This window comes from Eleftheria terrae, assembly GCF_030419005.1.
GTDB classification, from domain to species: domain Bacteria; phylum Pseudomonadota; class Gammaproteobacteria; order Burkholderiales; family Burkholderiaceae_C; genus Caldimonas; species Caldimonas terrae.
Genome location: NZ_CP106951.1, coordinates 3,719,006 through 3,744,894, shown reverse-complemented (window position 1 = coordinate 3,744,894; position 25,889 = coordinate 3,719,006). Strand labels below are relative to the sequence as shown.

23 protein-coding genes are annotated in these 25,889 nt (G+C 69.1%); 10 read left to right on the top strand and 13 right to left on the bottom strand.

Translation table 11 applies throughout. The annotated features are described in order from the left end of the window. The 9 genes from N7L95_RS16600 to glpD all read right to left on the bottom strand — a co-directional run bounded on the left by N7L95_RS16600 (window position 1) and on the right by glpD (window position 9,595). Window positions 1-348, bottom strand: a complete 348-nt coding sequence (locus N7L95_RS16600; protein ID WP_301256369.1) for a GFA family protein — start codon at window positions 346-348, stop codon at window positions 1-3. Window positions 349-505: 157 nt separating this feature from the next. Continuing rightward, window positions 506-1,474 (bottom strand): AraC family transcriptional regulator, encoded by a 969-nt coding sequence (locus N7L95_RS16595; protein WP_301256368.1) that lies wholly within the window; start codon window positions 1,472-1,474, stop codon window positions 506-508. Between the two features lie 330 nt (window positions 1,475-1,804). Next, entirely contained in the window at window positions 1,805-3,538 is a 1,734-nt protein-coding gene (locus N7L95_RS16590) for an ABC transporter substrate-binding protein (protein WP_301256367.1), read from the bottom strand. Window positions 3,539-3,634: 96 nt separating this feature from the next. Then, a complete protein-coding gene (locus N7L95_RS16585) occupies window positions 3,635-3,943 on the bottom strand; it encodes a DUF2160 domain-containing protein (protein ID WP_301256366.1) in 309 nt (102 codons plus the stop codon). A gap of 23 nt (window positions 3,944-3,966) precedes the next feature. After that, complete coding sequence (locus N7L95_RS16580) at window positions 3,967-4,779, bottom strand: carbohydrate ABC transporter permease (RefSeq protein WP_301256365.1); 813 nt, start codon at window positions 4,777-4,779, stop codon at window positions 3,967-3,969. Beyond that, on the bottom strand, window positions 4,772-5,656 hold the full coding sequence (locus tag N7L95_RS16575) for a carbohydrate ABC transporter permease (RefSeq protein WP_301256364.1): 885 nt from the start codon (window positions 5,654-5,656) through the stop codon (window positions 4,772-4,774). The genes N7L95_RS16580 and N7L95_RS16575 overlap by 8 nt, the downstream gene beginning before the upstream one ends. 31 nt (window positions 5,657-5,687) lie before the next feature. Continuing rightward, entirely contained in the window at window positions 5,688-6,785 is a 1,098-nt protein-coding gene (locus N7L95_RS16570) for an ABC transporter ATP-binding protein (RefSeq protein ID WP_301256363.1), read from the bottom strand. A 1-nt stretch (window position 6,786) separates the two neighbouring features. Next, a complete protein-coding gene (locus N7L95_RS16565; protein ID WP_301256362.1) occupies window positions 6,787-7,875 on the bottom strand; it encodes an ABC transporter ATP-binding protein in 1,089 nt (362 codons plus the stop codon). Window positions 7,876-7,909: 34 nt separating this feature from the next. Beyond that, window positions 7,910-9,595, bottom strand: a complete 1,686-nt coding sequence (gene glpD, locus N7L95_RS16560) for a glycerol-3-phosphate dehydrogenase (RefSeq protein ID WP_435870024.1) — start codon at window positions 9,593-9,595, stop codon at window positions 7,910-7,912. Between the two features lie 207 nt (window positions 9,596-9,802). Between glpD and N7L95_RS16555 the strand changes: the two genes are divergently transcribed. The 4 genes from N7L95_RS16555 (at window position 9,803) to N7L95_RS16540 (ending at window position 15,764) form a co-directional block, all read left to right on the top strand. Next, complete coding sequence (locus tag N7L95_RS16555; RefSeq protein WP_301260168.1) at window positions 9,803-10,567, top strand: DeoR/GlpR family DNA-binding transcription regulator; 765 nt, start codon at window positions 9,803-9,805, stop codon at window positions 10,565-10,567. Window positions 10,568-10,596: 29 nt separating this feature from the next. Continuing rightward, window positions 10,597-12,090: a glycerol kinase GlpK gene (gene glpK, locus N7L95_RS16550; protein WP_301256361.1), complete on the top strand. Its 1,494-nt coding sequence runs from the start codon at window positions 10,597-10,599 to the stop codon at window positions 12,088-12,090. 202 nt (window positions 12,091-12,292) lie between these two features. Continuing rightward, window positions 12,293-14,020 (top strand): ABC transporter substrate-binding protein, encoded by a 1,728-nt coding sequence (locus N7L95_RS16545; protein ID WP_301256360.1) that lies wholly within the window; start codon window positions 12,293-12,295, stop codon window positions 14,018-14,020. A gap of 184 nt (window positions 14,021-14,204) precedes the next feature. After that, window positions 14,205-15,764: a methyl-accepting chemotaxis protein gene (locus tag N7L95_RS16540; RefSeq protein ID WP_301256359.1), complete on the top strand. Its 1,560-nt coding sequence runs from the start codon at window positions 14,205-14,207 to the stop codon at window positions 15,762-15,764. Between the two features lie 101 nt (window positions 15,765-15,865). Here N7L95_RS16540 and N7L95_RS16535 read toward each other — a convergent pair whose 3' ends face one another. Further along, window positions 15,866-16,132, bottom strand: coding sequence for a DUF3072 domain-containing protein (locus N7L95_RS16535; RefSeq protein WP_301256358.1), 267 nt, complete (start codon window positions 16,130-16,132; stop codon window positions 15,866-15,868). Between the two features lie 102 nt (window positions 16,133-16,234). On the opposite strand from N7L95_RS16535, the gene N7L95_RS16530 reads away from it, so the two are divergent. Beyond that, window positions 16,235-17,386, top strand: coding sequence for a metallophosphoesterase (locus N7L95_RS16530; protein ID WP_301256356.1), 1,152 nt, complete (start codon window positions 16,235-16,237; stop codon window positions 17,384-17,386). Between the two features lie 19 nt (window positions 17,387-17,405). Here the strand turns inward: N7L95_RS16530 and N7L95_RS16525 are convergent, their stop codons facing one another. The 3 genes from N7L95_RS16525 to N7L95_RS16515 form a co-directional block, all read right to left on the bottom strand. Beyond that, the gene (locus N7L95_RS16525) at window positions 17,406-17,999 is read right to left on the bottom strand and encodes a hemerythrin domain-containing protein (protein ID WP_301256355.1); all 594 of its coding nucleotides are present in this window, start codon (window positions 17,997-17,999) and stop codon (window positions 17,406-17,408) included. 61 nt (window positions 18,000-18,060) lie between these two features. After that, window positions 18,061-19,032 carry a TIGR03885 family FMN-dependent LLM class oxidoreductase gene (locus tag N7L95_RS16520; RefSeq protein ID WP_301256354.1) on the bottom strand — a complete coding sequence of 324 codons (972 nt, stop codon included), beginning with the start codon at window positions 19,030-19,032 and terminating at the stop codon, window positions 18,061-18,063. A gap of 149 nt (window positions 19,033-19,181) precedes the next feature. Beyond that, the gene (locus tag N7L95_RS16515; protein WP_301256353.1) at window positions 19,182-19,310 is read right to left on the bottom strand and encodes a hypothetical protein; all 129 of its coding nucleotides are present in this window, start codon (window positions 19,308-19,310) and stop codon (window positions 19,182-19,184) included. A gap of 237 nt (window positions 19,311-19,547) precedes the next feature. Here N7L95_RS16515 and N7L95_RS16510 point away from each other — a divergent pair, with 237 nt between their 5' ends. The 5 genes from N7L95_RS16510 to N7L95_RS16490 all read left to right on the top strand — a co-directional run bounded on the left by N7L95_RS16510 (window position 19,548) and on the right by N7L95_RS16490 (window position 25,611). Next, window positions 19,548-19,931, top strand: a complete 384-nt coding sequence (locus N7L95_RS16510; RefSeq protein WP_301256352.1) for a VOC family protein — start codon at window positions 19,548-19,550, stop codon at window positions 19,929-19,931. A gap of 238 nt (window positions 19,932-20,169) precedes the next feature. Next, on the top strand, window positions 20,170-20,889 hold the full coding sequence (locus tag N7L95_RS16505; RefSeq protein ID WP_301256351.1) for a helix-turn-helix transcriptional regulator: 720 nt from the start codon (window positions 20,170-20,172) through the stop codon (window positions 20,887-20,889). Window positions 20,890-21,095: 206 nt separating this feature from the next. Then, window positions 21,096-22,499 carry an alpha/beta hydrolase family protein gene (locus N7L95_RS16500; protein WP_301256350.1) on the top strand — a complete coding sequence of 468 codons (1,404 nt, stop codon included), beginning with the start codon at window positions 21,096-21,098 and terminating at the stop codon, window positions 22,497-22,499. A 27-nt stretch (window positions 22,500-22,526) separates the two neighbouring features. Beyond that, window positions 22,527-23,210, top strand: coding sequence for an OmpW/AlkL family protein (locus N7L95_RS16495; protein ID WP_301256349.1), 684 nt, complete (start codon window positions 22,527-22,529; stop codon window positions 23,208-23,210). A gap of 466 nt (window positions 23,211-23,676) precedes the next feature. After that, window positions 23,677-25,611 (top strand): glycosyl hydrolase, encoded by a 1,935-nt coding sequence (locus tag N7L95_RS16490; protein WP_301256348.1) that lies wholly within the window; start codon window positions 23,677-23,679, stop codon window positions 25,609-25,611. The last annotated feature ends 278 nt before the right edge of the window (window positions 25,612-25,889 follow it).

The following is a 25,889-nucleotide window of genomic DNA, read 5'->3' as shown; positions in this document are numbered from 1 at the left end:
TCAGAGGCTGCGGCCGTCGAACGGGATGCGGCGCAGTGCCGCCAGGTCGACCGGATCGAGGCAGCGCACGTTGACCGCCCGCACCTCGCGGCCCTGCGGGTCCACCCCTTCGCCGAAGGGCTGGGTGCCGCAGTTCGCGCAGAAGCGGTGGCGGATCACGTGCTTGTTGAAGAGGTAGGTGGCGATCTGGTCTTCCGGCGTCGTGAGGCGGAACTGGTCACGCCCGACGAACCACAGCAGGAAGCCCTTGCGCTGGCAGTGCGAGCAATTGCATTCCATCACGTCACCCAGCTCGCCTTCGACCTCGAAGGCGATGCGCCCGCAATGACAACTCCCTTGGTATTTCATCAGCTTCGCTCCGTGCTGTTCCTGGGGGCGGCCCTGGGGCCCCAGGTGCAGGGCCGGCCGGGAGCCAAAGTGGCAAGGGTTGTACCGCGGGCGGGCGGGGCAGGCAAGCGTGGCGGCGACCATCCCGCCGCCGCAGCGCTGCAGCGGGCCTTGCGCCTCACCCCTCCACCGGCACCCAGATCTCCGTATGCAGCGCATCGGGCGCTGTCGTCGCCGGGTTGTTGATGCACAGCTCCAGCGGCGGCGCATCGCGCAGCCGCTCGCCCGAGGCCGGCAGCCAGTCGCGGTAGATCGCCGCCCAGCTCAGGTGCAGCGTCGTGTAAGGGCCCATGTGGGTGAACACCGCATGGCGACCCGGCGCCAGCGGCTGCCAGGCGAGCGTGCCCGACAGCGGCAGCTCGGGCTGCCGGCAGGTGCCGCTGCCGTCCGCCATCGCATAGCCGAACACCACGCCGGCCACGAAGCGGCAATGCGGATCGTCCGGTCCCTGCGGGTCGTCGGGCACGATGCTCACCAGGCTCCTCACCTGCGGCATCAGGCCGGCTGCTCCCACGGCGGGCATCAGCTCGCCAAAGGCCTGCTGGGCGGCACGGGTCATCTGGTGCGCGACGATGCCCCGCGCGGTGGCGGTCAGGGCGACGAGGCCGGGCGGCAGGATGGCGTGGCGGGTCACTTGCATGGGAACGTCTCCAGGTGATGACAGTGGGTCGGGCCCGGGCAGCCGGGCTGGCTGCAGCAGGCTGGTCCATGGCGCGGCAGCACCGCGGCGCACCGCGGTGGGGGTGGTGCCCAGTTCGCGCCGCATGGCCTTGGCCAGCGACTGCGCCGATTCGTAGCCCACGCTCAGCGCGATGTCGATCACCGGCTCCGGGCCGCTGGCCAGCAGGGCGCAAGCGCGCTGCAGCCGCCGCCAGGTGATGTAGCCGCCCACGCTGCAGCCGACATACGCGCGGAACATGCGGTGGAAGTGGTGGCGCGACATGGCCGCGCGGTCGGCCAGCGTGGGGGCATCCAGCGGCTGCTCGAGATGGGCGTCGATGTAGGCGAGTGCGCGGGAGATCAACTCGCCGCCCCGGTCGCCGGCAGGGCCGGGCCGGGGCTTGAGGTGGCGTGTGGTGGTGGTCATGCGCCGCATTGTGGGCAGCCCCCGGCCCACCCGCGTGTCCGCGTGTGCTCGATCGGCACCGGTGCGGCCGGCCGGTGGGCAGGAGGGGCGCGAAGGATCGTGCTCGCGACATGGCGCGCTTCCCAAGAACTGCGCGCGCGCCGTTCCCGGCCAATCGGCCACGGCCAGGTCGCAGCGAGGAAGGGCTGGCGCCGCCACGGCGCACGCCAATGAAAACCGCCCGCCGGGTGTCCCCGGCGGGCGGTTGATGGCGCTGGAGCGCCCGGGTGGCACGGCCCCGAAGGCCGGCGTCAGCGGCCGCCGAAGCGGTGGCCGACGCTCAGGCTCGCATCAGCGCACCTTGCCGTTCTTCCACGCTTGCAGCAGCGTGTCGTAGGCAATGGTCTCGCCCTTCGGCTTCTCGTTGGCCAGCTTCTTCCACGGGGCGGCCTTGTCGCTCAGGAACTTCTCCGGGTCGCCCTTCGGGTTGAGCTTGGGTGCGCAGGCGTTCATGCCGGCGCGCTCCAGGCGGGCCATCACGGCGTCCATCTCGTCGGCCAGGTTGTCCATCGCGGCCTGCGGGGTCTTCTCGCCGGTCACCGCGGTCGCCACGTTCTTCCACCACAGCTGGGCCAGCTTGGGGTAGTCGGGCACGTTGGTGCCGGTCGGCGTCCAGGCCACGCGGGCCGGGCTGCGGTAGAACTCGACCAGGCCGCCGTACTTCGCCGCGTTCTGGGTGAAGTAGTCGTGGCGGATGTCGCTGTCGCGGATGAAGGTCAGGCCCTTGATGGACTTCTTCAGCGAGACGGTCTTGCTGGTCACGAACTGCGCGTACAGCCAGGCGGCCGCCGTGCGGTTGGCATCATGGTCCTTGAAGAAGGACCAGGAGCCCACGTCCTGGTAGCCGTTCTGCATGCCGGGCTTCCAGTACGGGCCGTTCGGGCCAGGCGCCATGCGCCACTTGGGCGTGCCATCGGCATTGACCACCGGCAGGCCGGCCTTGGTCATGTCGGCGGTGAAGGCGGTGTACCAGAAGATCTGCTGCGCGATCTGGCCTTGCGCCGGCACCGGGCCGGCCTCGCCGAAGGTCATGCCCATGGCTTCCTTCGGCGCGTACTTCTTCATCCAGTCGATGTACTTGGTCAGCGCATAGACCGCCGCCGGCGAGTTGGTGGCGCCGCCGCGGGCCATCGAGGCGCCCACCGGGGTGCACTTGTCGGCCGCGACGCGAATGCCCCACTCGTCCACCGGCATGCCGTTCGGGATGCCCTTGTCCGCCGTGCCGGCCATCGACAGCCAGGCGTCGGTGAAGCGCCAGCCCAGCGACGGGTCCTTCTTGCCGTAGTCCATGTGGCCGTAGATCGGCTTGCCGTCGATCTGCTTCACGTCGTTGGTGAAGAACTCGGCGATGTCCTCGTAGGCGCTCCAGTTCAGCGGCACGCCCAGCTCATAGCCGTACTTGGCCTTGAACTTGTCCTTCAGGTCCTGGCGTGCGAACAGGTCGGCACGGAACCAATAGAGGTTGGCGAACTGCTGGTCGGGCAGCTGGTACAGCTTCTTGTCCGGGCCGGTCGTGAAGCTGGTGCCGATGAAGTCCTTCAGGTCCAGGCCAGGGTTGGTGTATTCCTTGCCGGCGCCGGCCATGTAGTCGGACAGCGACAGCACCTTGCCATAGCGGTAGTGGGTGCCGATCAGGTCGGAGTCGGAGATCCAGCCGTCATAGATCGACTTGCCGGACTGCATGGAGGTCTGCAGCTTCTCGACGACGTCGCCTTCCTGGATCAGGTCGTGCTTGACCTTGATGCCGGTGATCTCGGTGAAAGCCTTGGCCAGGGTCTTGGCCTCGTACTCGTGCGTCGTGATGGTCTCGGAGACCACCGAGATTTCCTTGACGCCCGCGGCCTGCAGCTTCTTGGCGGCTTCGATGAACCACTTCATCTCGGCCTGCTGCTGGTCCTTGCTCAGCGTGGACGGCTGGAACTCGCTGTCAATCCACTTCTTCGCTTCGGGCTCGCCGGCCCATGCAGCCTGCCCCATGGCCAGGGCGGCGGCGGCAAAGGCAACGGCACTCAAGCGCTGCTTCATGTAGGTCTCCTCATTCGTCTTCTTCCCGGGTCGCACAAGAACACAGGCCGCGGGAAGCACCGGCCCGAATTCCAAGATTCTTCCGTGGGGAACCACTCAGCCCTTGCGCATGATCAACACGAGCAGGGCCATCGAGATGCCGAAGCTGATCCACACCGTGGGCTCCTGCTCCAGCGAGAACCAGCTCACCATCTTCTCACCCAGGCCGACCCAGGCGAGGTTGACATACGCGGCGGTGAGCAGGCCGATGAAGAGGCGGTCGCCGCGGGTCGTCTCCATCGGCAGCCAGCCCTTGCGCGTCGTGGTCGGCGACTTGATCTCCCACACCGTCATGCCGATCAGCATCAGCACGATGCAGCTGAAGAATACGGCGACCGGCGGGGTCCACACCATCCAGGCAAACATCTATACGCTCCTTGGGCAATACGTCACACGCGACCCATCGCGAAGCCCTTCGCGATGTAGTGGCGAACGAACCAGATCACGATGGCGCCGGGCACGATGGTCAGCACCCCGGCGGCGGCCAGCAGGGCCCAGTCCATGCCCGAGGCCGACACCGTGCGCGTCATCGTCGCGACGATGGGCTTGGCATTCACGCTGGTCAGCGTGCGGGCCAGCAGCAGCTCGACCCAGCTGAACATGAAGCAGAAGAACGCCGCCACGCCCACGCCGGCCTTGATCAGCGGCAGGAAGATCTTGAAGAAGAACTTCGGGAAGCTGTAGCCGTCGATGTACGCGGTCTCGTCGATCTCGCGCGGGATGCCGCTCATGAAGCCTTCCAGGATCCACACCGCCAGCGGCACGTTGAAGACCAGGTGGGCCAGCGCCACGGCGAGGTGGGTGTCCATCAGGTTCAGCGTGGTGTACAGCTGGAAGAAGGGCAGCAGGAACACCGCCGGCGGCGTCATGCGGTTGGTCAGCAGCCAGAAGAACACCTGCTGGTCGCCCAGGAAGCGGTAGCGCGAGAAGGCGTAGGCCGCCGGCAGCGCCACGGTGACCGAGATCACCGTGTTGATCGCCACATAGATCAGCGAGTTGATGTACCCGTCATACCACGACGGGTCGGTCAGGATGGTCTTGTAGTTGTCGAGCGTGAACTCCTGAGGCCACAGCGCAAAGCCGCCGAGGATCTCGGTGTTCGTCTTGAACGACATGTTCACCATCCAGTAGATGGGCAGGATGGCGAACAGCAGGTAGGCGAAGAGGAACAGCGTCCGCTTCTGGAAGCGCTTCTCAACCATGAGCACCCTCCGTTTTGTCGACAGTACCGATGCGCTGCATCCAGGTGTACAGGATGAAGCTCACGAGCAGAATGATGAGGAAGTAGATCAGCGAGAACGCCGCCGCCGGGCCCAGGTCGAACTGGCCGACCGCCTTTTGCGTCAGGTACTGGCTGAGGAAGGTGGTGGAATTGCCCGGGCCACCGCCGGTGAGCACGGAGACTTCGGTGTAGATCATGAAGCTGTCCATGAAGCGCAGCAGCACCGCGATCATCAGCACGCCGCGCATCTTGGGCAGCTGGATGTAGCGGAACACCGCCAGCTTGGACGCGCCGTCGATGCGCGCCGCCTGGTAGTAGGCGTCAGGGATGGAGCGCAGGCCGGCATAAGCCAGCAGCGCCACCAGCGGCGTCCAGTGCCAGACGTCCATCACCAGCACCGTGATCCAGGCGTGGCTGGCCTCGCCGGTGTAGCTGTACTCGATGCCCAGCTGCTGCAGCGTGTAGCCCAGCAGGCCGATGTCGGTGCGGCCGTAGATCTGCCAGATGGTGCCGACCACGTTCCAGGGGATCAGCAGCGACAGCGCCACCAGCACCAGCACCGCCGACGACTTCCAGCCCTGGGAAGGCATGGCCAGCGCCAGCATGATGCCCAGCGGCAGCTCGACCGCCAGCACCGCCAGCGAGTAGGTCAGCTGGCGCAGCAGGGCGGCGTGCAGCTCCTCGTCGCGCATCACCATCGCGAACCACTCGGTGCCGACGAACACCCGCCGCTCGGGCGAGATGATGTCCTGCACCGAGTAGTTGACGACGGTCATCAGCGGCAGGATGGCCGAGAAGGCCACGCAGATGAACACGGGCAGCACCAGCAGCCACGCTTTTTGATTGACAGGTTTCATTCGATCGTCTCCGTCGCGCTCGGGCCCAGCCTCATGCGATGCGTTCCTCGTTCTTGTAGAAGCAGGTGTGCGAGCCCACCACCGACCACCACATCGTGTCGCCCACCGCGGGTGCGGCGCGCTCCGGGCTCAAGCGGGCCTTGAGCACGGCGGCGGCATCGCCCTGCCCCAGCCGGCCGGTCACCAGCCAGTGGGTGCCGATGTCCTGCACCTGGGTGACCTGCACCGGCAGCGCGCTGCCGTCCTCGGACTCGACGGCGGTGACGTACTCGGGCCGCACGCCCAGCGTCACGTCACCGGCCTGCTGCAGCAGCGCCGCCTTGCCGGCCGGCACGTCGAGCAGGCGGCTGCCGATCTGCAGCCGGCCGCCGGTGTAGCGGCCCTTCAGGAAGTTCATGCCCGGCGAGCCGATGAAGTTGCCGACGAAGGTGTGCTCCGGCCGCTCGAAGAGCTGGTCGGCCGAGCCCACCTGCACCGCGCGGCCGCGGGTCATCACCACCACCTCCTCGGCGAAGGTGAGCGCCTCCACCTGGTCGTGGGTGACGTAGACCAGGGTCAGCTTCAGCTCGTGGTGGATCTGCTTGAGCTTGCGGCGCAGCTGCCACTTCAGGTGCGGATCGATCACCGTCAGCGGCTCGTCGAACAGCACCGCCGAGACATCCTCGCGCACCAGGCCGCGGCCCAGCGAGATCTTCTGCTTGGCGTCGGCCGACAGGCCGGAGGCGCGCTGGTCGAGCTGGCCGCTCATCTCCAGCATCTCGGCGATCTTGCCCACGCGCTCCTTGATCTTGGCCGGGGCGACCTTGCGGTTGCGCAGTGGGAAGGCCAGGTTCTCGGCCACCGTCATGGTGTCGTAGATCACCGGGAACTGGAACACCTGGGCGATGTTGCGCTCCTGCGGGCTCAGCCGGGTGACGTCGCGGCCGTCGAACTTCACGCTGCCGTGCGAGGGCTGCACCAGGCCGGAGATGATGTTCAGCAACGTCGTCTTGCCGCAGCCCGAGGGGCCCAGCAGCGCATAGGCGCCGCCGTCGCGGAAGGTCATCTTCAGGGGCAGCAGCGCATAGTCTTCGTCACGCTGCGGGTTGGGGCGGTAGGCGTGCGCCAGGTCGAGGTCGATGCGGGCCATGTCAGCGGGCTCCTGCGGTGGGTTGCATGGCGCGCGCCGGCGCGACCAGCAGGCGGCCGTTCTCGTCGAACACATAGACCTGCGAGGGATGCAGGTAGAGCGTCAGCGAGGCGCCGAGGTCGAAGTAGTGCACGCCGGTCAGCTGGGCCACCAGCTCGCCGACCGCGGTGTGCACGTGCACGAAGGTGTCGGAGCCGGAGATCTCGGCCAGCTCCACCGTGCCCTGCAGTGCCACGTCGCCTTCGCGGGCGGTCTCGCGCAGTGCGAAGGCCCGCACGCCCAGCGTCACCTTGCGCGAGCCGGCGGCGGGCAGCGGCACATTGACCTGCACGCCCGACGGCAGCTGCACGCCCAGCGAAGCGGCTTCGCCCTCGATCAGGTTCATCGGCGGGTCGCTGAAGGCCCGCGCCACGCGGATGGACTGCGGACGGTGGAACACCTCGGCGGTGGGGCCGTATTGCAGCAGCTCGCCGGCGTCCATCACCGCCGTGTAGCCGCCCAGCAGCAGCGCCTCGGTCGGCTCGGTGGTGGCATAGACCACGGTGGAGTCGCCGGTGGCGAACAGCTGCGAGAGTTCCTCGCGCAGCTCCTCGCGCAGCTTGTAGTCGAGGTTGACCAGCGGCTCGTCCAGCAGCATCAGGGGCGCGCGCTTGGCCAGCGCGCGGGCCAGCGCCACCCGCTGCTGCTGCCCGCCCGACAGCTCGGACGGCAGGCGCTGCAGGAACTGCGCGATGTGCAGCTTCTCGGCCAGCTCCTTCACGCGGGCCTCGACATTCCCCTCGCCACGCAGCCGCAACGGCGAGGCGATGTTGTCGAACACCTTCATCGACGGGTAGTTGATGAACTGCTGGTAGACCATCGCCACATTGCGCTGGCGCACCGGCATGCCGGTGACGTCGCGGCCATCCACCCGCACGATGCCCTTGCTCGGCGTGTCCAGGCCCGCCATCAGGCGCATCAGGCTGGTCTTGCCGGCCTGCGTGGCGCCCAGCAGCACGGTGACGGCACCCGGCTGCAAGGCCATGTCCATCGGGTACAGGTGGGTCTGGGACCCGACCTGCTTCTCGATGCGTTCGAGCATCAGTTGCATGTTCTCTCCATCGTCGTCTTTATCGTCCGGCGCTTCAGCGCGCCGAGGCCAGCGAAGCCGGCTGGGTCGGCGCCGAACTGCGTTCGAACCACAGCGCCACCGCGTTGCGCTGTTCCGGGCTCAGGTGCAGCCCGAGCTTGGTGCGCCGCCACAGCACGTCGGCGGCGCTGCAGGCCCACTCGTGATTGCACAGGTAGCTCAGCTCCGCCACCCGCAGGTTGGGCGCCACCTCGTCGCCCAGATCTTCCAGCCGGGCCGCCTTGCCCAGCACCAGGTCGATGCGGCTGCCGTAGTTGCGCGCCAGGCGCCGGCGCAGCACCGGCGGCAGCCAGGGGTGGCGGTCGGCCAGCGCCTGGTCGAAACGCTCGAAGTCGGTGTCGGGCCGCTGCGGCGTGCCGATGTAGGCCCGCAGGTCGCCACCGGGCAGCGACTCGCTCGCGGTCCAGGCGGTGGAGCGGTTGCCAAGCGTCGGGCAGAGCCGGTCGGCCGCCTCCTCCGCCAGCTTGCGGAAGGTCGTGATCTTGCCACCCCAGACCGACAGCAAGGGCGCCTCGCGGGTGTCCAGCTCCAGCAGGTAGTCGCGCGTCACGGCCGAGGCGTTGCCGGAGGCGTCGTCCAGCAGCGGGCGCACGCCGGCGTAGCTCCAGGCCACGTCGGCCGGCGTCACCGGGCGCGCGAAGTAGCGGCTGGCCTGCTCGCACAGGTAGTCGATCTCGCCCTGGTCGATGCGGGCCTCGCCGATGGGGCCCTTGTGCTCGACGTCGGTGGTGCCGATCAGGGTGTAGTCCTGCTCGTAGGGAATGGCGAAGATGATGCGCTTGTCAGGGTTCTGGAAGATGTAGGCCATCGGGTGGTCGAACATCTTCTTCACCACGATGTGGCTGCCCTTCACCAGGCGCAGGCCCTTGCTGTCGGGCTGGTGGGCATGCTCGCGCAGGAACTGCCCGGTCCAGGGGCCGGCGGCGTTCACCAGCGCGCGCGCCATCACGGTGAAGGTGTCGCCGTCGCTGGCCTGCAGCACCGCCTTCCAGCCGTTGGCCGTGCGCTGGGCATCGACGCAGCGGGTGCGGGTGTGGATCTGGGCGCCGCGGGCCGCCGCGTCCAGTGCGTTGAGCACCACCAGGCGGGCGTCGTCGACCCAGCCGTCGGAATAGATGAAGGCCTTGCTGTAGACCGGCTTGAGCGGCTGCCCGGCCTCGTGGTGGCGCAGGTCGATGGCGGCGGAGCCGGGCAGCACCTCGCGCTTGGCCAGGTGGTCGTAGAGGAACAGGCCGGCACGCAGCATCCAGGCCGGCCGCATCGAGGGGTCGTGCGGCATCACGAAGCGCAGCGGCCACATGATGTGGGGCGCGCTGCGCAGCAGCACCTCGCGCTCGATGAGGGCCTTGCGCACCAGCGAGAACTCGTAGTACTCCAGGTAGCGCAGCCCGCCGTGGATCAGCTTGGTGGAGGAGGACGACGTGTGCTGGGCCAGGTCGTCCTTCTCGCACAGCACCACCTTCAGGCCACGGCCGGCCAGGTCGCGGGCGATGCCCACGCCGTTGATGCCACCGCCGACCACCAGCACGTCGCAGCTGGTGTCGCGCGCAAATGCCCCGGCGGCCGCCTTCACGGCGGAAGCGGACTGACGGCCGTGCGACGCAACGAGAGGCTCGGTCACCTCGTGTCTCCTTGGATGGGGGTGGGACAGACGCCGAACCGGTGCTTGCCTCGCTCGCATCGCCGGCCCTTTCTCGGGGGCCTGTTGGCGATGTTCGCTTTTGTTCGTTTGCGTCCTTCTTTTTTCGTTTTACCGGACAAGCGAAAGGAAAGCAATGCATCGCTTACCCTAATTCGTTTTCGCTTTGGTTCGCTTATGGTTCGCTGCGTTCGAATGGAATCATTCCGTCCCTTCCACCATCGCCTGAACGAACCGACCGCGCACGCCATGACGCCCAATCCACGCCAAGCCCAGCTGCTCGAAGAAGTGCGCGCCAACGGCGCTCTGTCGGTCGAGTCGCTGGCCGAGCGCTTCGGCGTCACGCTGCAGACGGTGCGCCGCGACGTGAAGCTGCTCTCCGAAGCCGGGCTGCTGGCGCGCTTCCACGGCGGCGTGCGGGTGCCCAGCTCGACGGTGGAGAACATCGCCTACCGCCAGCGCCAGAACCTCAACGCCGATGCCAAGCAGCGCATTGCCCGTAGCGTGGCAAAAGCGGTGCCGGACGGCTGCTCGCTGATCCTCAACATCGGCACCACCACCGAGGCGGTGGCGCATGAGCTGATGCGGCACCGCGGGCTGCGCGTGATCACCAACAACCTCAACGTCGCCGCCATCCTCAGCGACAACCCCGATTGCGAGGTGATCGTCGCCGGTGGCGTGGTGCGCTCGCGCGACCGCGGCATCGTCGGTGAGGCGACGGTGGACTTCATCCGCCAGTTCAAGGTGGACATCGGGCTGATCGGCATCTCGGGCATCGAGCCCGACGGCAGCCTGCGCGACTTCGACTACCGCGAGGTGAAGGTGTCGCGCGCCATCATCGAGCACTCGCGCGAGGTCTGGCTGGCCACCGACCACAGCAAGTTCAACCGCCCGGCCATGGTGCAGCTCGGCCACATGAGCGAGCTGGACATGCTGTTCACCGATGCCGCGCCGCCCGACCCCTACCCGCGCCTGCTCAGTGAAGCCGGCGTGCAGTGCGAGGTGGCGGCCTGAGCCGCCCACCTGCAACAGGAGCCCACGACATGACCTACCTGCTCGCCCTCGACCAGGGCACCTCCAGCTCCCGCAGCATCGTGTTCGATGCCGACGGCAACATCGTCGCCATGGCGCAGCGCGAGTTCCGCCAGATCTTCCCGCAGCCCGGCTGGGTGGAGCACGACCCGCGCGAGATCTGGAGCAGCCAGCTCGCCACCGCCCGCGAGGTGCTGACCAAGGCCGGCCTGCATGCCGACGAGATGGCGGCGCTGGGCATCACCAACCAGCGCGAGACCACGCTGCTGTGGAACCGCAAGACCGGCGAGCCCATCTACAACGCCATCGTCTGGCAGGACCGCCGGGCCGAGCCCGACTGCACCCGGCTGCGCGCCGACGGCCTGGAGCCGCTGGTGCGCGAGCGCACCGGCCTCGTGATCGACGCCTATTTCTCGGCCACCAAGATCCGCTGGATCCTGGAGCACGTGCCCGGCGCGCGTGCGGCGGCCGAGCGCGGCGAGCTGGCCTTCGGCACGGTGGACACCTGGCTGGTGTGGCAGCTCACCGGCGGCCGGCTGCACGTCACCGACGTCACCAACGCCTCGCGCTCCATGCTCTACAACATCCACCGCAACGAGTGGGACGAGGAACTGCTGCAGGCGCTGGCCATCCCGCGCTCGCTGCTGCCCGAGGTGCATCCGTCCTCCCACATCTATGGGGAGACCGATGCCGACCTGCTGGGCCATTCGCTGCGCATCGGCGGCATCGCCGGCGACCAGCAGAGCGCGCTGTTCGGGCAGGCCTGCTTCCGTGCCGGCCTGGCCAAGAACACCTATGGCACCGGCTGCTTCATGCTGATGCACACCGGCGAACGCGGCGAGCTGTCCACCAACGGCCTCATCACCACCGCCGCCGCGCAGTGCACGCCGCGGCCCTTGTATGCGCAGGAAGGCAGCGTCTTCATCGGCGGCGCGGTGGTGCAGTGGCTGCGCGACGGGCTGCGCGCCATCAAGGGCTCGGGCGAGGTGCAGGGCCTGGCCGAGTCGGTGCCCGACTCCGGCGGCGTGATGTTCGTGCCGGCCTTCACCGGCCTGGGCGCCCCCTACTGGAAGCCGCAGGCCAGCGGCGCCATCGTCGGCCTGACGCGTGGCAGCACGGTGGCCCACATCGCGCGCGCGGCGCTCGAATCCATCGCCTTCCAGAGCGCGGCGCTGCTGCAGGCCATGAGCCGCGACGCCCAGGCCGCCGGTGGCGCGCCGGTGGCCGAGCTGCGGGTGGACGGCGGCGCCTGCGTCAACAACCTGCTGATGCAGTTCCAGGCCGACCTGCTGGGCGTGCCGGTGGTGCGGCCCAAGGTGATCGAGACCACCGCGCTGGGCGCGGCCTACCTGGCCGGCCTGAGCTGTGGCATCTACAAGGGCGTGGACGAGCTGTCGGCGCAGTGGCAGGTGGAGCGGCGCTTCCTGCCCACCATGCCGCGCGAGCGTGCGCGCGAGCTGATGCAGCGCTGGGAGCATGCGGTGCGCCAGGCCACGCTGGAGTGAACCCGCCCGCGCCCGACGGATGAGGAGGCCGGCACGAGCCGGCCGCACGACAAGAAGATCGACAACAACAACACAACAAGAGAAGAAGATTCCACCAGGGGGGATGGTGTGGCGTCCGTGCACAAAGCGGACGCCTCGCCTGCCGCGGACGGCAGGCTGGACTGGAGGCCCGAGCGGGCCCCGCGCTGAGGAGACCCTTGTGATGAGACGCACCCTGACGGCCGTCGCCCTGGCCGTGCTCGCCTTCGCCCCTGCCGCCCACGCCGGCGAAGCCGAGGCCAAGAAATGGCTGGACAGCGAGTTCCAGCCCTCCAGCCTGAACCCGCGCCAGCAGATGCTGGAGATGCAGTGGTTCATCGAGGCGGCCCGCAAGCTGCAGGCGCGCGGCGTCAAGGAAATCCAGGTGGTGTCGGAGACCATCGCCACCCATGAGTACGAGGCCAAGACACTGGCCCGCGCCTTCGAGGAGATCACCGGCATCCGGGTCAGGCACGACCTGGTGCAGGAAGGCACGGTGGTCGAGAAGCTGCAGGCCTCGATGCAGTCGGGCAGCTCCATCTACGACGGCTGGGTCAGCGACAGCGACCTGATCGGCACCCATTACCGCTACGGCGCCATCCTGCCGCTGTCCGACTACATGGACGGCGCCGGCAAGGAATTCACCAATCCCTGGCTGGACCTGACCGACTTCATCGGCCAGCGCTTCACCCGCGCGCCCGATGGCAAGCTCTACCAGCTGCCCGACCAGCAGTTCGCCAACCTCTACTGGTTCCGTGCCGACCTCTTCGAGCGGGCCGACCTGAAGGAGAGGTTCAAGGCCAGGTACGGCTACGAGCTGGGCGTGCCGCTGAACTGGAGCGCCTACGAGGACATCGCCGAGTTCTTCAGCACCGACGTGAAGCAGATCGACGGCAAGCCAATCCACGGCCACATGGACTACGGCAAGAAGGACCCGTCGCTGGGCTGGCGCTTCACCGACGCCTGGCTGTCGATGGCCGGCACCGCCGACAAGGGCCTGCCCAACGGCCAGCCGGTGGACGAATGGGGCCTGCGGGTGGCGGCGGACGGCTGCACGCCGGTGGGCGCCTCGGTGGAGCGTGGCGGCGCGACCAACTCGCCGGCCGCGGTCTATGCCCTGACCAAGTACATCGACTGGCTCAAGAAGTACGCCCCGCGCGAGGCGGCGGGCATGACCTTCTCCGAGGCCGGCCCGGTGCCGGCCCAGGGCCAGGTGGCACAGCAGATCTTCTGGTACACCGCCTTCACCGCCGACATGACGCGGCCGGGCCTGCCGGTGATGAATGCCGACGGCACGCCCAAGTGGCGCATGGCCCCCTCGCCGCACGGCGCGTACTGGAAGCCGGGCATGCAGAACGGCTACCAGGATGTGGGCGCCTGGACCTTCTTCAAGAACCACAACGCCGACCGCACCGCGGCCGCCTGGCTGTATGCGCAGTTCGTCACGAGTAAGACGGTGTCGCTGAAGAAGTCCATCAAGGGCGTGACCTTCATCCGCGAGAGCGACATTCGCCACGAGTACTTCACGAAGAACGCCGCGCGCTATGGCGGGCTGATCGAGTTCTACCGCAGCCCCGCGCGTGCCGCCTGGACGCCCACCGGCACCAACGTGCCCGACTACCCCAAGCTGGCCCAGCTGTGGTGGAAGAACGTGGCCGCCGCGGTCGGCGGCGAGGTGACGCCGCAAACCGCGATGGACACCCTGGCCGACGAGATGGACCAGGTGCTGGCCCGGTTGGAGCGAGCCGGCATGGCCCAGTGCCCGCCGAAGCTCAACCCGCGGCAGGACGCGGCCAAGCGGCTGGTGACCTATGCCGCGCCGTGGAAGAAGCTGCCCAACGAGAAGCCCAAGGGCGAGACCATCGCTTACGAGCAGCTGCTCAGGGCCTGGAAGGAAGGCCGCGTGCAGTGAGGCGCGGAAGCCGGCATTAGCGGCAGGGCCGCGCCGGACTTTATAGGGGTTTGCGGTCCTCTTGTGCACGGCCGATCCTGCCGAAATCCGGACAGATGCCTCCGACTGCCGCCTGGTGCGGCCTGCGGAGGCCCTGTTCCAACGGCTCCCTCGCGGGGCATGGCGGTCGGCTCCGGAGGGTCGCATGTTTTCGTTCAGCAAGATGAAGGTGGGCCAACGGCTGGTCCTGGGCTTTGGGCTCGCGGTGGGCCTGATGGTGTTCGTGGCAGCCGGCGCATGGTGGGTGCTCGCTTCGGTGAAGTCCGGCGTGGACGTCATCGTCACCGAGAACAACCGCAAGACGGAGCTCGCCTGGCGCATGCGCGGCGAGCTCGACACGGTGGCCCGCGCGGTGCGCAACGTCATCATCTCGCGCCAGCAGGAGGTGCAGGCTGCGCAGCAGGCGGTGAAGGACCAGGCGCTGAAGAACTTCGACGCCGCCTACACCGAACTGGGCAAGCTGCTGGTGAGCGACAAGGAACGCGAGACCTACGCGGCCATCGACGGCTTCCGCAAGCAGGTGCTGCCGCTGTTTCAGGAGGCACTGGAGCAAGCTCTGTCGGGCCAGAAGGAAACCGCCGGCGAGACCCTGCTGGACAAGGTGCAGGGCCCGCAGACGCAGTGGTTCGATGCGCTGGGCGCCATGATCGCGCTGCAGGCGGCCGACACGCAGCAGAGCGTCGAGGGCGTCAACCGCGGCTATGCCGCGGCCAGCGCCGGCCTCTTGCTGGGCGTGGGGCTCGCGGTGGCGCTGAGCGCCGCCCTGGCGGCATTGATCACCCGTTCGCTGGTGCGCCAGCTGGGCGGCGAGCCGGAGTACGCCCGCTCGGTGATGCGGCAGATGGCAGCCGGTGACCTGAGCACCACCATCGTGCTGCGCGACGGCGACAGCCGCAGCCTGCTGGCGGCGATGAAGGAAACGCAGACGAGCCTGCGCGGTGTGGTGCAAGGCATCCAGGGCGCCGCCGAATCGGTCTCGCTGGCCAGCGGCGAGATCGCCCAGGGCAACCACGACCTGAGCAGCCGCACCGAGCAGCAGGCCAGCAACCTGCAGCAGACCTCGGCGTCGATGATGCAGCTGACCACCACCGTGCACACCAACACCGCCTCGGCACGCCAGGCCACCGAGCTGGCCGCGGCCGCCTCGGGCGTGGCGGCCAAGGGCGGCCAGGTGGTGGGCGAGGTGGTGCAGCGCATGCACGAGATCCAGACTTCGAGCCAGAAGATCACCGAGATCATCTCGGTGATCGACGCGATCGCCTTCCAGACCAACATCCTCGCGCTCAATGCCGCGGTGGAAGCGGCACGCGCCGGTGAGCAGGGTCGCGGTTTCGCAGTGGTGGCCGGCGAAGTGCGCAGCCTGGCGCAGCGCAGCGCCGAGGCGGCCAAGGAAATCAAGACGCTGATCTCCGACAGCGTCGAGAAGGTCGAGGGCGGCAGCCGCCTGGTCTTGAACGCCGGCAGCACCATGTCGGAGATCGTCGACCAGGTGCAGCATGTGGCGACACTGATCGGCGAGATCAACCGCGCCTCGGTGGAGCAGGAAAGCGGCATCACGCAGATCGGCCGCGCGGTCGACCAGCTCGACCACATGACCCAGCAAAACGCGGCGCTGGTGGAGCAGAGTGCCGCTGCCGCCGAAAGCCTGAAGGACCAGGCCGTCAAGCTGACGCAGACAGTGGCGGTGTTCCGCCTGGCGGCCTGAGGGGTCGGGCCTGCACGGCCCGGCAGGCCGGGCCGCCAGCGGCCGGGCACCGCCAGGCCGGCTCCAACGCCCGGGCCGCCCTCAGCACATGAGGCCCGTTATCAGCGGGCCCCCGCACGCCCCTCGTCGCGGCCGCCCTGCCCCGGCGCCGGCTGGCCGCGGCCGGTGATCTGCTGCAGCTCCTCGATGCGACGCGACGCCTCCGCCTTGGTGAGCTGGTCGTCGAACGGCTCCTTGGCTTCCTCCGACAGGGTCTTGAGATAGGAGCGCTGGGCCCCCGTCATCGGCTCTTCGCCGGTGACCCAGTCCTCCGGGTCCTTCTCCATGTTGCTGTGGTCCGCGCTGGCGGCGGTGCGCTTGTCGGTCATATCGGCTCCTCAGGATCAGGCGCGGCCCGGCAGGGGCCGCTCGCTACCCTTGCAGCATCACGTGTGCCCAGCCGGGGGCACGACGTGCCAAGATGCGGTCGCATGTCCCTTCCTGCCCTGCCCCTCACCCTGCTGGTGGCGCTGCACGCCTACATCGGCCTGCGCCTGGTGCCCGACCTGCCGCCCGCCGCCCAGCCGCTCGCTGCGGCGGGGCTGGCGCTTGAGTTCGCCGCGGTGTATTCCGGCCTCGGCCATGTGTACGGGCCCCGCCCCACCCGCGGGCTGCTGGCCTGGATCGGCCTCGGCGCCCTTGGCTTCTTCTCCAGCCTGCTGGTGCTGACCTTGCTGCGCGACGTGCTGCTGCTGGTGCTGGCGGCCGCGGGGTGGCTCTGGGCCGCCATCCCGGGCGCCGCCCAGGCCGCGCCGCTGACGGCTGTGGCCGTGCCGGCGCTCGCGCTGGCGGCCAGCCTGCTGGGCCTGTTCTATGCGCGGCGGCCGCCGCCGGTGCGGCAGGTGCGGGTGCCGGTGCCCGGGCTGCCGCCGGCTTTGCACGGGCTGCGCATTGCACAGATCAGCGACCTGCATGTGGGCCCCACCATCCGGGCCGACTTCGTCCACCGGGTGGTGGCGCGCGTCAATGCGCTGCAGGCGGACATTGTCGCCATCACCGGCGACTCGGTGGACGGCAGCGTGGCCGAGCTGGCGCCGCACACCGCGCCGCTGGGGCAGCTGCAGGGCCGCCTGGGCGTCTATGCCGTGACCGGCAACCACGAGTACTACTCCGGCGGGCCGGCCTGGATCGCCGAGTTCCGCCGCCTGGGCATCCGCGTGCTGATGAACGAGCACCTGCTGCTCGACATCGGCGGCGCGCCGCTGTTGCTGGCCGGCGTGCCCGACTACACCGCGCACCACTTCGAGCCCAGCCACCGCAGCGACCCGCAGCTGGCCCTGCGGGGTGCCTTGCCGCAGGCCGCGTTCAAGGTGCTGCTGGCCCACCAGCCGCGCACCGCGCCAGCTGCGGCCGAGGCCGGCTTCGACCTGCAGTTGTCCGGGCACACGCATGGCGGGCAGTTCCTGCCGTGGCGCTGGTTCGTGCCCTTGCAGCAGCCCTATGTGGCGGGGCTGCGCCGCCATGGGCGGCTGTGGATCTACATCAGCCGCGGCACCGGCTACTGGGGGCCGCCCAAGCGGCTCGGTGCCCCGTCGGAGATCACCGAGCTGCAACTGGTGCGGGAGGAGGCGCCGCTGGCGTGAGCCCCGGCGCCCACCGGCCTCACTTCCACGGCCGCGGCAAGGCGTCGCGCACGCTCCCCATCAGGTAGGCGCCGGCGCCCACCGCACCGGCTGCCATCACCAGCGCGCCCTCGGGGAAGGAGCGCAGCGCGCTCCAGCCCAGCTCGCCGGCCCGCGGGCCGAGCAGCTGCAGGCGGCGGCGCGCCATCTCGCCGCCCAGGCGGTGCAGGCGCTCGGGCATCAGGCGCTCGGCCTCCGGCAGCAGGGTGGTCTCTTCGTCGGCCACATGGTGCAGCACATCGCGCATCAGCTCGAGGAAGGTGCGGTCGTAGTCGGGATCGGCCGGTCGCATGCCACGCAGCAAGGCGATCTGCCGGCGCATCTCGTCATGCTCGGGATAGCTCTTGTCGACACCGGCCACATCGCTGGCCACCTCGCGCACCGCCGGGTAGAAGATCTCTTCCTCCAGCTGCGCATGCACCTCCAGCGCCAGGCAGACCGTGTCGACCAGCGCGGTCTTCTTGTCGACCGCCGTGCCGGGGCGGAACTGGTGGAAGGTCTCCAGCACATGGCTGTGGTCCATGCGGATCATGTCGGTGATGCTGGGCGAAAGCGGCGGGAGCAAGGCGGCCATGGCAGCGCAACAAGGAGGGTCGGTGATGCGGCAGGTGCGGCAAGCCGCATACCCGGGCGCGTCAGCGACGCACCGCCGGCAGCACGCTGCTGCCGTAGGCGTCGATGAATTCGCGCTGCGCGGGGCCGACATGGTGGATGTCGATCGCCGCCACGCCAAGCGCCGCGCAGGCCTGCAGGTGCTCCACATGGCGACTGGCATCGTTGCCTGGCAGCACATGGGCGTCGAGGTCTTCCGGGCGCATGTAGCGGGTGGCGCGCTCGAAGTCCTCCGGCTGGCGCAGCTCCCAGCTGGCATCGCCGCCCAGGCAGGCATAGCGCCAATGGCGGTGGGCCTGCAGCAAGGCGTCGGTCGCGCCGGCCGCCCAGCTGACGTCGAGCTTGACATGCACCGGCTTGCCCTCGCCGCCGCCCTCGCGGAAGGCGGCGATCACGCGCTGCAGCTGCTCGAGGTCGCGGCCCAGGGTCAGCAGGCCGTCGGCCCATCCGCCGAGCCAGCGGGCAGTGGCCTCGCTGGTGGCCGCGCCGAATAGTCGTGGCGGCTCGGCGGGGCGGTCCCACAGCCGGGCGTCGGCCACCTTCACGCTGGCATCGGTGCTCACCCGCTCGCCGGCCAGCAGCGCCCGGATCGCCTGCACGCCGTCGCGCAGGCGCGCATTGCGCTCGGCCTTGGGCGGCCAGGGCAGCCCGGTGAGCTGTTCATTGATCGCTTCGCCGCTGCCGAAGGCCAGCCACGGCATGCGCCCCGGGAACATCTGGCACAGCGTGCCGATGGCCTGTGCCAGCACCGCCGGGTGGTAGCGCCAGCCGCCCGGCACCGTGATGGTGGCGAAGCTCAGGCGGCGCGTCGCCTGCAGCGCGGCGCCGAGCCAGGCCCAGGTGAAACCGGAATGCCCTTGCGACACCGACCAGGGTTGCAGGTGGTCGGAGCAGAAGATGCCGTCGAAGCCGGCCGCCTCGGCGGCGACGGCGAGCGACAGCAGCTCGCCGGGCGAGAACTGCTCATGAGAGGCGTGATAGCTGTAGCGAACCATGGTGCTCCTGCGATGAGGCAAGCCGGGCAACCGGTGTGCCATGGCGTGCCAGGCCCGGCCACCGCCCGGTCCGTGGGCGGCCAGCAGCCCGCAAGGCGTGCTATGCGGGCGTGCTACGGGGGCGCCCTACCCAGCGTGGCCCCGGCGTGCTACAGGGCGCGCACCAGCGCGCGCAGGAAGGCCCGCGCCTCGTTGCCGTATTCCTGCCCCAGCCAGGCCACCAGCAGCACCGCCACGGCGGTGCAGGCGGCCACGATCAGCCAGCCCTTGAGCTTCATGCCGTCCTCCGTGGAGCTGCTCCGGGCCGGCTCCCGGCCGGTGTACCGATCATCGTCATCACTGGCTTGCCTTGTCTGTGGGTTGAAGTGGGCGTCGCACCAGGCGCCATGGTAGGGCGGCAGGCGCCGGACGCCGCCGCGGTGCCCCATGTGCCACCGCCAGCCTGCTGACAGAACGGTGTCAGGGGGCCCGCCGCACCATGCCGCTTCCCATCAACAACGATCAGGAGCCCCTTCATGCAGACCACCCCCACCCACGCCATCAACTGGTTCGAGATTCCCGTCACCGACATGGAGCGGGCACAGGCCTTCTACGAAAAAATGCTGGCCACGCCGCTCAAGCGGGAGCAAATGGGCGCCTACACAATGGCCGTCTTCCCGAGCGCCAACGGCGGCGCCAACGGCTGCCTGCTGCGTGGCGGCGACGCACCCGAGCCGGCGCAGTCCGGCACCCTCGTCTACCTGAATGCCGAGCCCTCGCTGGACGCCGTGCTGGCCCGCGTCGAGGCCGCTGGCGGGCGCATTGCCGCACCTCGCATCGACCTCCCCGGAGAACTGGGCTGCTGCGCCTACATCGTCGACACCGAAGGCAACCGGGTCGGGCTGCACGCGATGGCCTGAGCCGGCGAGGACAGGCGGCCGAGAGGCGCGGCGGCCCGCGTCGAACCGCCCCCCTGCCGCCGAGGACCGGAGGGCGCCCGCCGGCCCGCCGCAAGCGCGCCGGCAGCGCCGGCAGCACCGGCCGCCGCGGCGGTGCAGCGTCCCGCCATTGGCCCTAGCATTGCGCATCCCGACCGCCCTCCTGCCATGAAGCCACCGCGCCCATCCTCCCTTGCCACCCCTGACGGCCCGCCCCGCCATGCGACGCGCTGAACGCCTGTTCGAGCTGGTGCAGCTGATCCGCGGCCGCCGCCTGAGCACGGCCGCCTGGATCGCGACGCGGCTGGAGGTGTCGGAGCGCACCGTCTATCGCGACATCGCCGACCTGCAGCTGCAAGGCGTGCCGATCGAAGGCGAAGCGGGCATGGGCTACCGCATGCGGGCCGGCTACGACCTGCCACCGCTCATGTTCAGCGGCGGTGAGGCCCAGGCCCTGGCGGCCGCAGTGCGGCTGGCGCAAGGCTGGCTCGATCCGGCCCTGGCGCGCCAGGCCGAGACTGCGCTTGGCAAGATCATGGCGGTGCTGCCAGCCACCGCGCGGGCGGCAGCAGAGAGCCTGGCGCTGTACGCGCCACCGGTCGGCGACCCGGCCACGCTGCAGCGCCTGGCCGAGCTGCGCGAAGCGATCGAGTCACGTGCCAAGCTGCGCATCGGCTACCAGGATGTGCATGGCCAGTGCAGCGAACGCTGCGTGCGGCCGCTGGGCTGCTTTTACTGGGGCAAGGTGTGGACGCTGGGCGCCTGGTGCGAAGCGCGCGAGGACTTCCGCAGCTTCCGCATCGACCGCATCACCCGTCTCGAGTCGGCCGGCGAACGCTTCCACGATGAGCCAGGCCGCACGCTGGCCGACCTGTTCCGCCAGGTCGACAGCGAGCGCGCCGAATACGCCTGCGGCCCGCTCGGCGGCGCCAAGGCCTGAGCTACCGCGCCAGGCTTCGTTCTTGCTGTGGCGGCTCGGGCCTGCGCCCGCAGCGGCACGAAAACACCACCGCCAGGTTGGTGCCTGCCCACGCCGGGTTTCCCCTTCTGCTCGACCGCAACAGCGCTCCCTATAGTCGCCAGCGGTGGAAACGAACGATCGTTCGCTGACCTCCCACGATCGCAGTTCATCGAAAGAGGAAACCCATGCCTGCCATGCGCACCTGCGGCCCGCTTGCCGCGGCCACCCTGTTTCTCGCCGCCTGCGGTGGCGGCGGTGAAGACGCGCCTCCGTCCGAGCGCGGCAACGTGCTGGCCGCCTCGCTGGCGGCCCAGGTGAGCACCGCCCAGATCGACGCGGGCACCGCAGCCAGCGGCCTGCAGGCCCTGTCCGGCCCGGCGGCCTGCAACGTCGACGTGCGCTACGTGCTCTACACCACGCGTGACCCGAAGGGCGCGCAAGCCACGGCCTCGGCCGGCGTGCTGGTGCCCAGTGGCAGCGGCAGCCAGTGCAGTGGCGAGCGCCCGGTGCTGCTCTACGCCCACGGCACCACCACCAGCCGCGCCAAGAACATGGCCGACGTGCGCAACGACAAGGAGGCCAGCCTGCTGATGGCCATGTATGCGGCGCAGGGCTACATCGTGGTGGCCCCCAACTACCTGGGCTACGAGAAGTCCAGCCTTGCCTGGCATCCCTACCTGAATGCCAAGGCCCAGGCGGTCGACATGGTGGACGGCCTGCGCGCCGCCAAGACCCACCTGAAGGACGCCAAGAGCGGCAGCACCGCCTCGTCACAGCTGTTCATCGCCGGCTATTCGCAAGGCGGCCATGTGGCACTGGCCACGCAGCGCGAGATCCAGACCGAGCATGCCGGCGAGTTCAGCGTGACCGCCGCGGCCGGCATGTCGGGGCCCTACAACCTCAGCGGCTTCGCCCGCGTCGTCAACGCCCCCGCCAGCGAGGGGGGCCGCGTCAATGCCGGGGCGCTGCTCTTCACGCCGATGCTGCTGACGTCCTACCAGAACAGCTACGGCAACGTCTACGCCAAGGCCAGCGACGCCTACCGCGAGCCCTATGCCAAGACCATCGAGGCGCTGCTGCCGAGTGACGAGGCGCTGGAGTCGCTGCTGGACGACACCCGCCTGCCGAAGGACCCCACGCTGACGCGGCTCTTCGGCGAAGGCGGCCTGCTGACCGACAGCTTCCGGCAGGACTTCCTGACCAACGAGAACAACGGCTTCCGCAAGGCCCTGGTCGCCAACGACCTGACCAGCTTCAAGCCCAGCCGGCCGGTGGCCCTGTGCGGTGGCAGCCAGGACCCGACGGTCTTCTACAGCATCAACACCGGCGCGATGCAGGCACAGATCAACGAAGGACGGCCGGTGCAGGCCCAGGTGCCGGCCTTCGACCTGGAGAACCGCGCGACGCTGCCACCCGGCACGGCGGTCGACCTGATGGCGCAAAAGTTCGCCGACAACAAGGCCGCACTGGCGGCCGCAGGCGGTCCGACCGAGGTGGCCAAGCAATACCACGGCAGCCTGGTGCCGCCGTTCTGCAACGCGCTGGTGCGCGCCTTCTTCCAGCAAGTGGCACAGCAGCCGGGCCTTTGAGCCCCGGAATCCGGAAGGACCCCTGCCATGAACACCGCATTCCCGCTGCTGGCAGCCGCCCTTGCGCTGTCGGCCGGTGCCGCCTGCGCCCAGGACCAGAACGTCTACATCGGCGGCGGCTACATCAACATCGATTCGAAGTCGGACCCGCTGGTCGGCGGCGGGCCGGGCGTGACGCCGCCCAACTCGCGGCTGGATGTCGACGATGCCCGCACCATCATCTTCGGCTACCAGCGCTACTTCGACGACCACTGGGGCGTGGACCTGGCGCTTGGCCTGCCGCCCAAGCACCGCGTCTATGGCCGCGGCACGCTTGAAGGCTTCAAGCAGATCTCGTCGTCACGGCAGCTCGCGCCCACGCTGTTCGCCAACTACCGCTTCGGCAGCGCCGGCGACAAGCTGCGGCCCTTCGTCGGCGTCGGCATCAACTACACCCGCTTCATCGACAGCAAGAGCACCACCTCCGGCGACTGGGCCAGCGGCGGCAAGACCGAGCTGGACCTGTCCGACTCCTGGGGCCTGGCGGCACAAGCCGGGCTCAGCTATGCCGTCACGCCGGCCTGGTCCATCAATGCAACCGTGGCCACCGCCAAGGTCAAGAGCGACCTCAAGGCCACCACCACCCGGCCGGGCGGCTCGGTGGTGGAGCGGCGCACCACCATCGACTTCAACCCGACGGTGTTCACCTTGTCGGCCGGCTACCACTTCTAGGTCCCGCGCTGCCGCCGGGCGGCGCGAGCTTTGACGGTTCATCCTCCTGGCAGGCGCGAGAGCGCCTGCTTTTTTTCTTGGGACGCCGCTGGCGCCCGCCCGCCGGGTGGGGCGGCCCGGGGCCGGACGGTCGAGTGGAGGCGTCCGGCCGCAAGGCCCAGACGCCGAACGCCGGTGGCGTCGCCGCCTGTTTCACAATTTGTTTCATTTGCCGCTATCAAGTCAGCCGGCAAAGCGCCGTTTATCTCAGCATCGCACCGGTGAAAGACGCTCAGGCGCCAGTCTGACAACACCGTAGCGGGAAGACCGAGGCAGCGTCCGCCAGGACGCCACACCGACCGCAGTTGGTAACCCTCGATCGCGCGCCCGCTTATTTGTCCAAACACCCCGTCCCTTTGATCACGCCGCAAGGCGCGAGGCGGAGCTTGTTTGGCCATTCATTCAGCACATCAGACTGGAACAGAGAATGAATTCGAGCGTCTACCGTTGGGCCGTGTCTTTCAGCGTCGTCCTGCTTGCAGCATGCGGCGGCGGCTCCGGCACCGAGCAAAGCGAAGTGGCGGCCGATGTGGCGGCCGGGCAAGACAGCGTGGCCGCGGCCGAGCAGCCGGTGGCCATCGAAGCGGCGGCCCCGCTGCTGCTGCAACCCAACACCACCCCGGTGGAGCGGGCCCAGGCCGTGGCCAGCTACGGCGCGGCGGCGAGCCTGAGCGGCGCGCTGGCGCTGCCGGTGGCCGGCGGCGCCTCGGTCACCGTGACCCCGGTGGCGGGCTCCGACTTCGAAGGCAGCTGGAGCAAGACCGCCCCGGGCTGGAAGATGAACATCTGGGGCAGCCCGGCGGGCACCTTCGAGACCGAGCGCGAGACCCGCAGCGGCTATGTCTACGCCGGTGCCACCTCGCAGCGCTTTCGCATGCTGTCCAGCGGCGGCGGCGGTGGCCACCTGACCTTCCCGTTCGCCTTCAAGAAGGGCCGGGCCTACCGTGCCAGCGCCTATGTGCGCTCGGACGGCAATGCCTCGGTGGAACTGCTGATCCGCCGCGACGCCCACCCCTGGGACGCGGCAGCCGCCAAGACCGTGCAGGTCGGCACCAGCTGGCAGAAGATCGAGATCCAGGGCACCTATGTCGGCGACGTGCTGGGCACCCTGCGGGTGAACTCCAAGACGGCCGGCGCCAACGTGTGGATCGACAACATGAGCATTGCCGAGGTCGACTACAACGAGATGGCCCCCGTCAGCAAGGCCGCGGCCCCGGACACCCTGTTCGGCGTGCACGTGAACAAGCTGGGCGAGCACTCCAACTGGCCGACGCTGGGCCAGGGCATCGTGCGGCTGTGGAACACCGGCACCACCTGGGCCGACCTGGAGCGCGCCAACAACGTGTGGGACTGGAGCGGTGGCCACGGCCTGCGCCTGGACATGTACGTGGACTACGTGCGCCGCAACGGTGGCCAGATGCTGTACACCCTGGGCCAGACGCCGACCTGGGCCTCGGCCAACCCCAGCTCGGTGGGCCAGTACGGCATGGGCGCCAACATGCACCCGGCCAACATGGACGACTGGCGCGACTATGTGCGCACCATCGCCCGCCGCTACGCCGGCAAGATCAAGTACTACGAGCTGTGGAACGAGCCGGACTTCTCGGGCACCTACAAGGGCACGATGGAGAAGATGGTGGAGATGGCCCGCATCGCGCACCAGGAGATCAAGGCCGCCGACGCCACCGCCGTGCTGGTGTCCCCCGGCCTGACGCTGGGCCAGGGCTACCCGTGGCTGGACCGCTTCCTGGAGCTCGGTGGCGGCCAGTGGGTGGACCACATCGGCTTCCACTTCTACTACAACAACAAGCCCGAGCTGCTGGGCTCGCAGATCCAGAACGTGCGTGAAGTGATGCGCAACCACGGTGTGGAGAACAAGCCGCTGTGGAACACCGAAGGCGCCTTCATCTGCGACCCCTCGTTCCAGCAGTGCTCGACCTGGGAAGCCACCGCCGCCGAGAAGAACAGCGTCAATGCACGCGCCCTGATGATGATGTGGGGCAAGGGCATCAGCAACTTCAACTACTACTACTGGGAACGCAACAAGGAAGGTGCCGGCTCGCGCATGGTGGAAGCCGACTACCGCACGCCGACCGCCGCGGCCACCTCCTACGCCGAAGCCATCCGCTGGGTCAAGGGTGCCAGCCTGGTCGACTCCTACCAGGTGAACCACAACGTGTACGTGTTCCGTGCCACCCGCGGCGGCGAGAGCTTCGTGATCGCCTGGGCCACCACGCCGAACACGGTGGTGTCGCTGCCGGCCGAGTGGGGCGTGTCCAAGGTGCGCACCCTGGCTGGCCAGGAAAGCGGCATCTCCGCCGCCACCGTCACCCTGGGCTTGGAGCCGGTGCTGCTGAAGTAAGGCGCTCGCCGCCGGTCCCGGCCCCGCAAGGCGCCGCGCCGGCCGCCTGCCCAGCCTGCATGACGAAGGTCATGCAGGCTTTTTTGCTGGGTGCCCGTCATGCCGGGCGGGCCCCCACTGACTGCACCGGCGGACTGGCTTTTGCGATCGGGTGGTCTATATAGAGCTATTGCATCCACCGCGCAGCGGCCGGCTGGCAACACGGCTCACGCCGCCAGAGCCACCGCCCGTGCGCAAGGGCTGCTGCCCACCCCGCCCCTCGCCTTGCCCGGCATGCC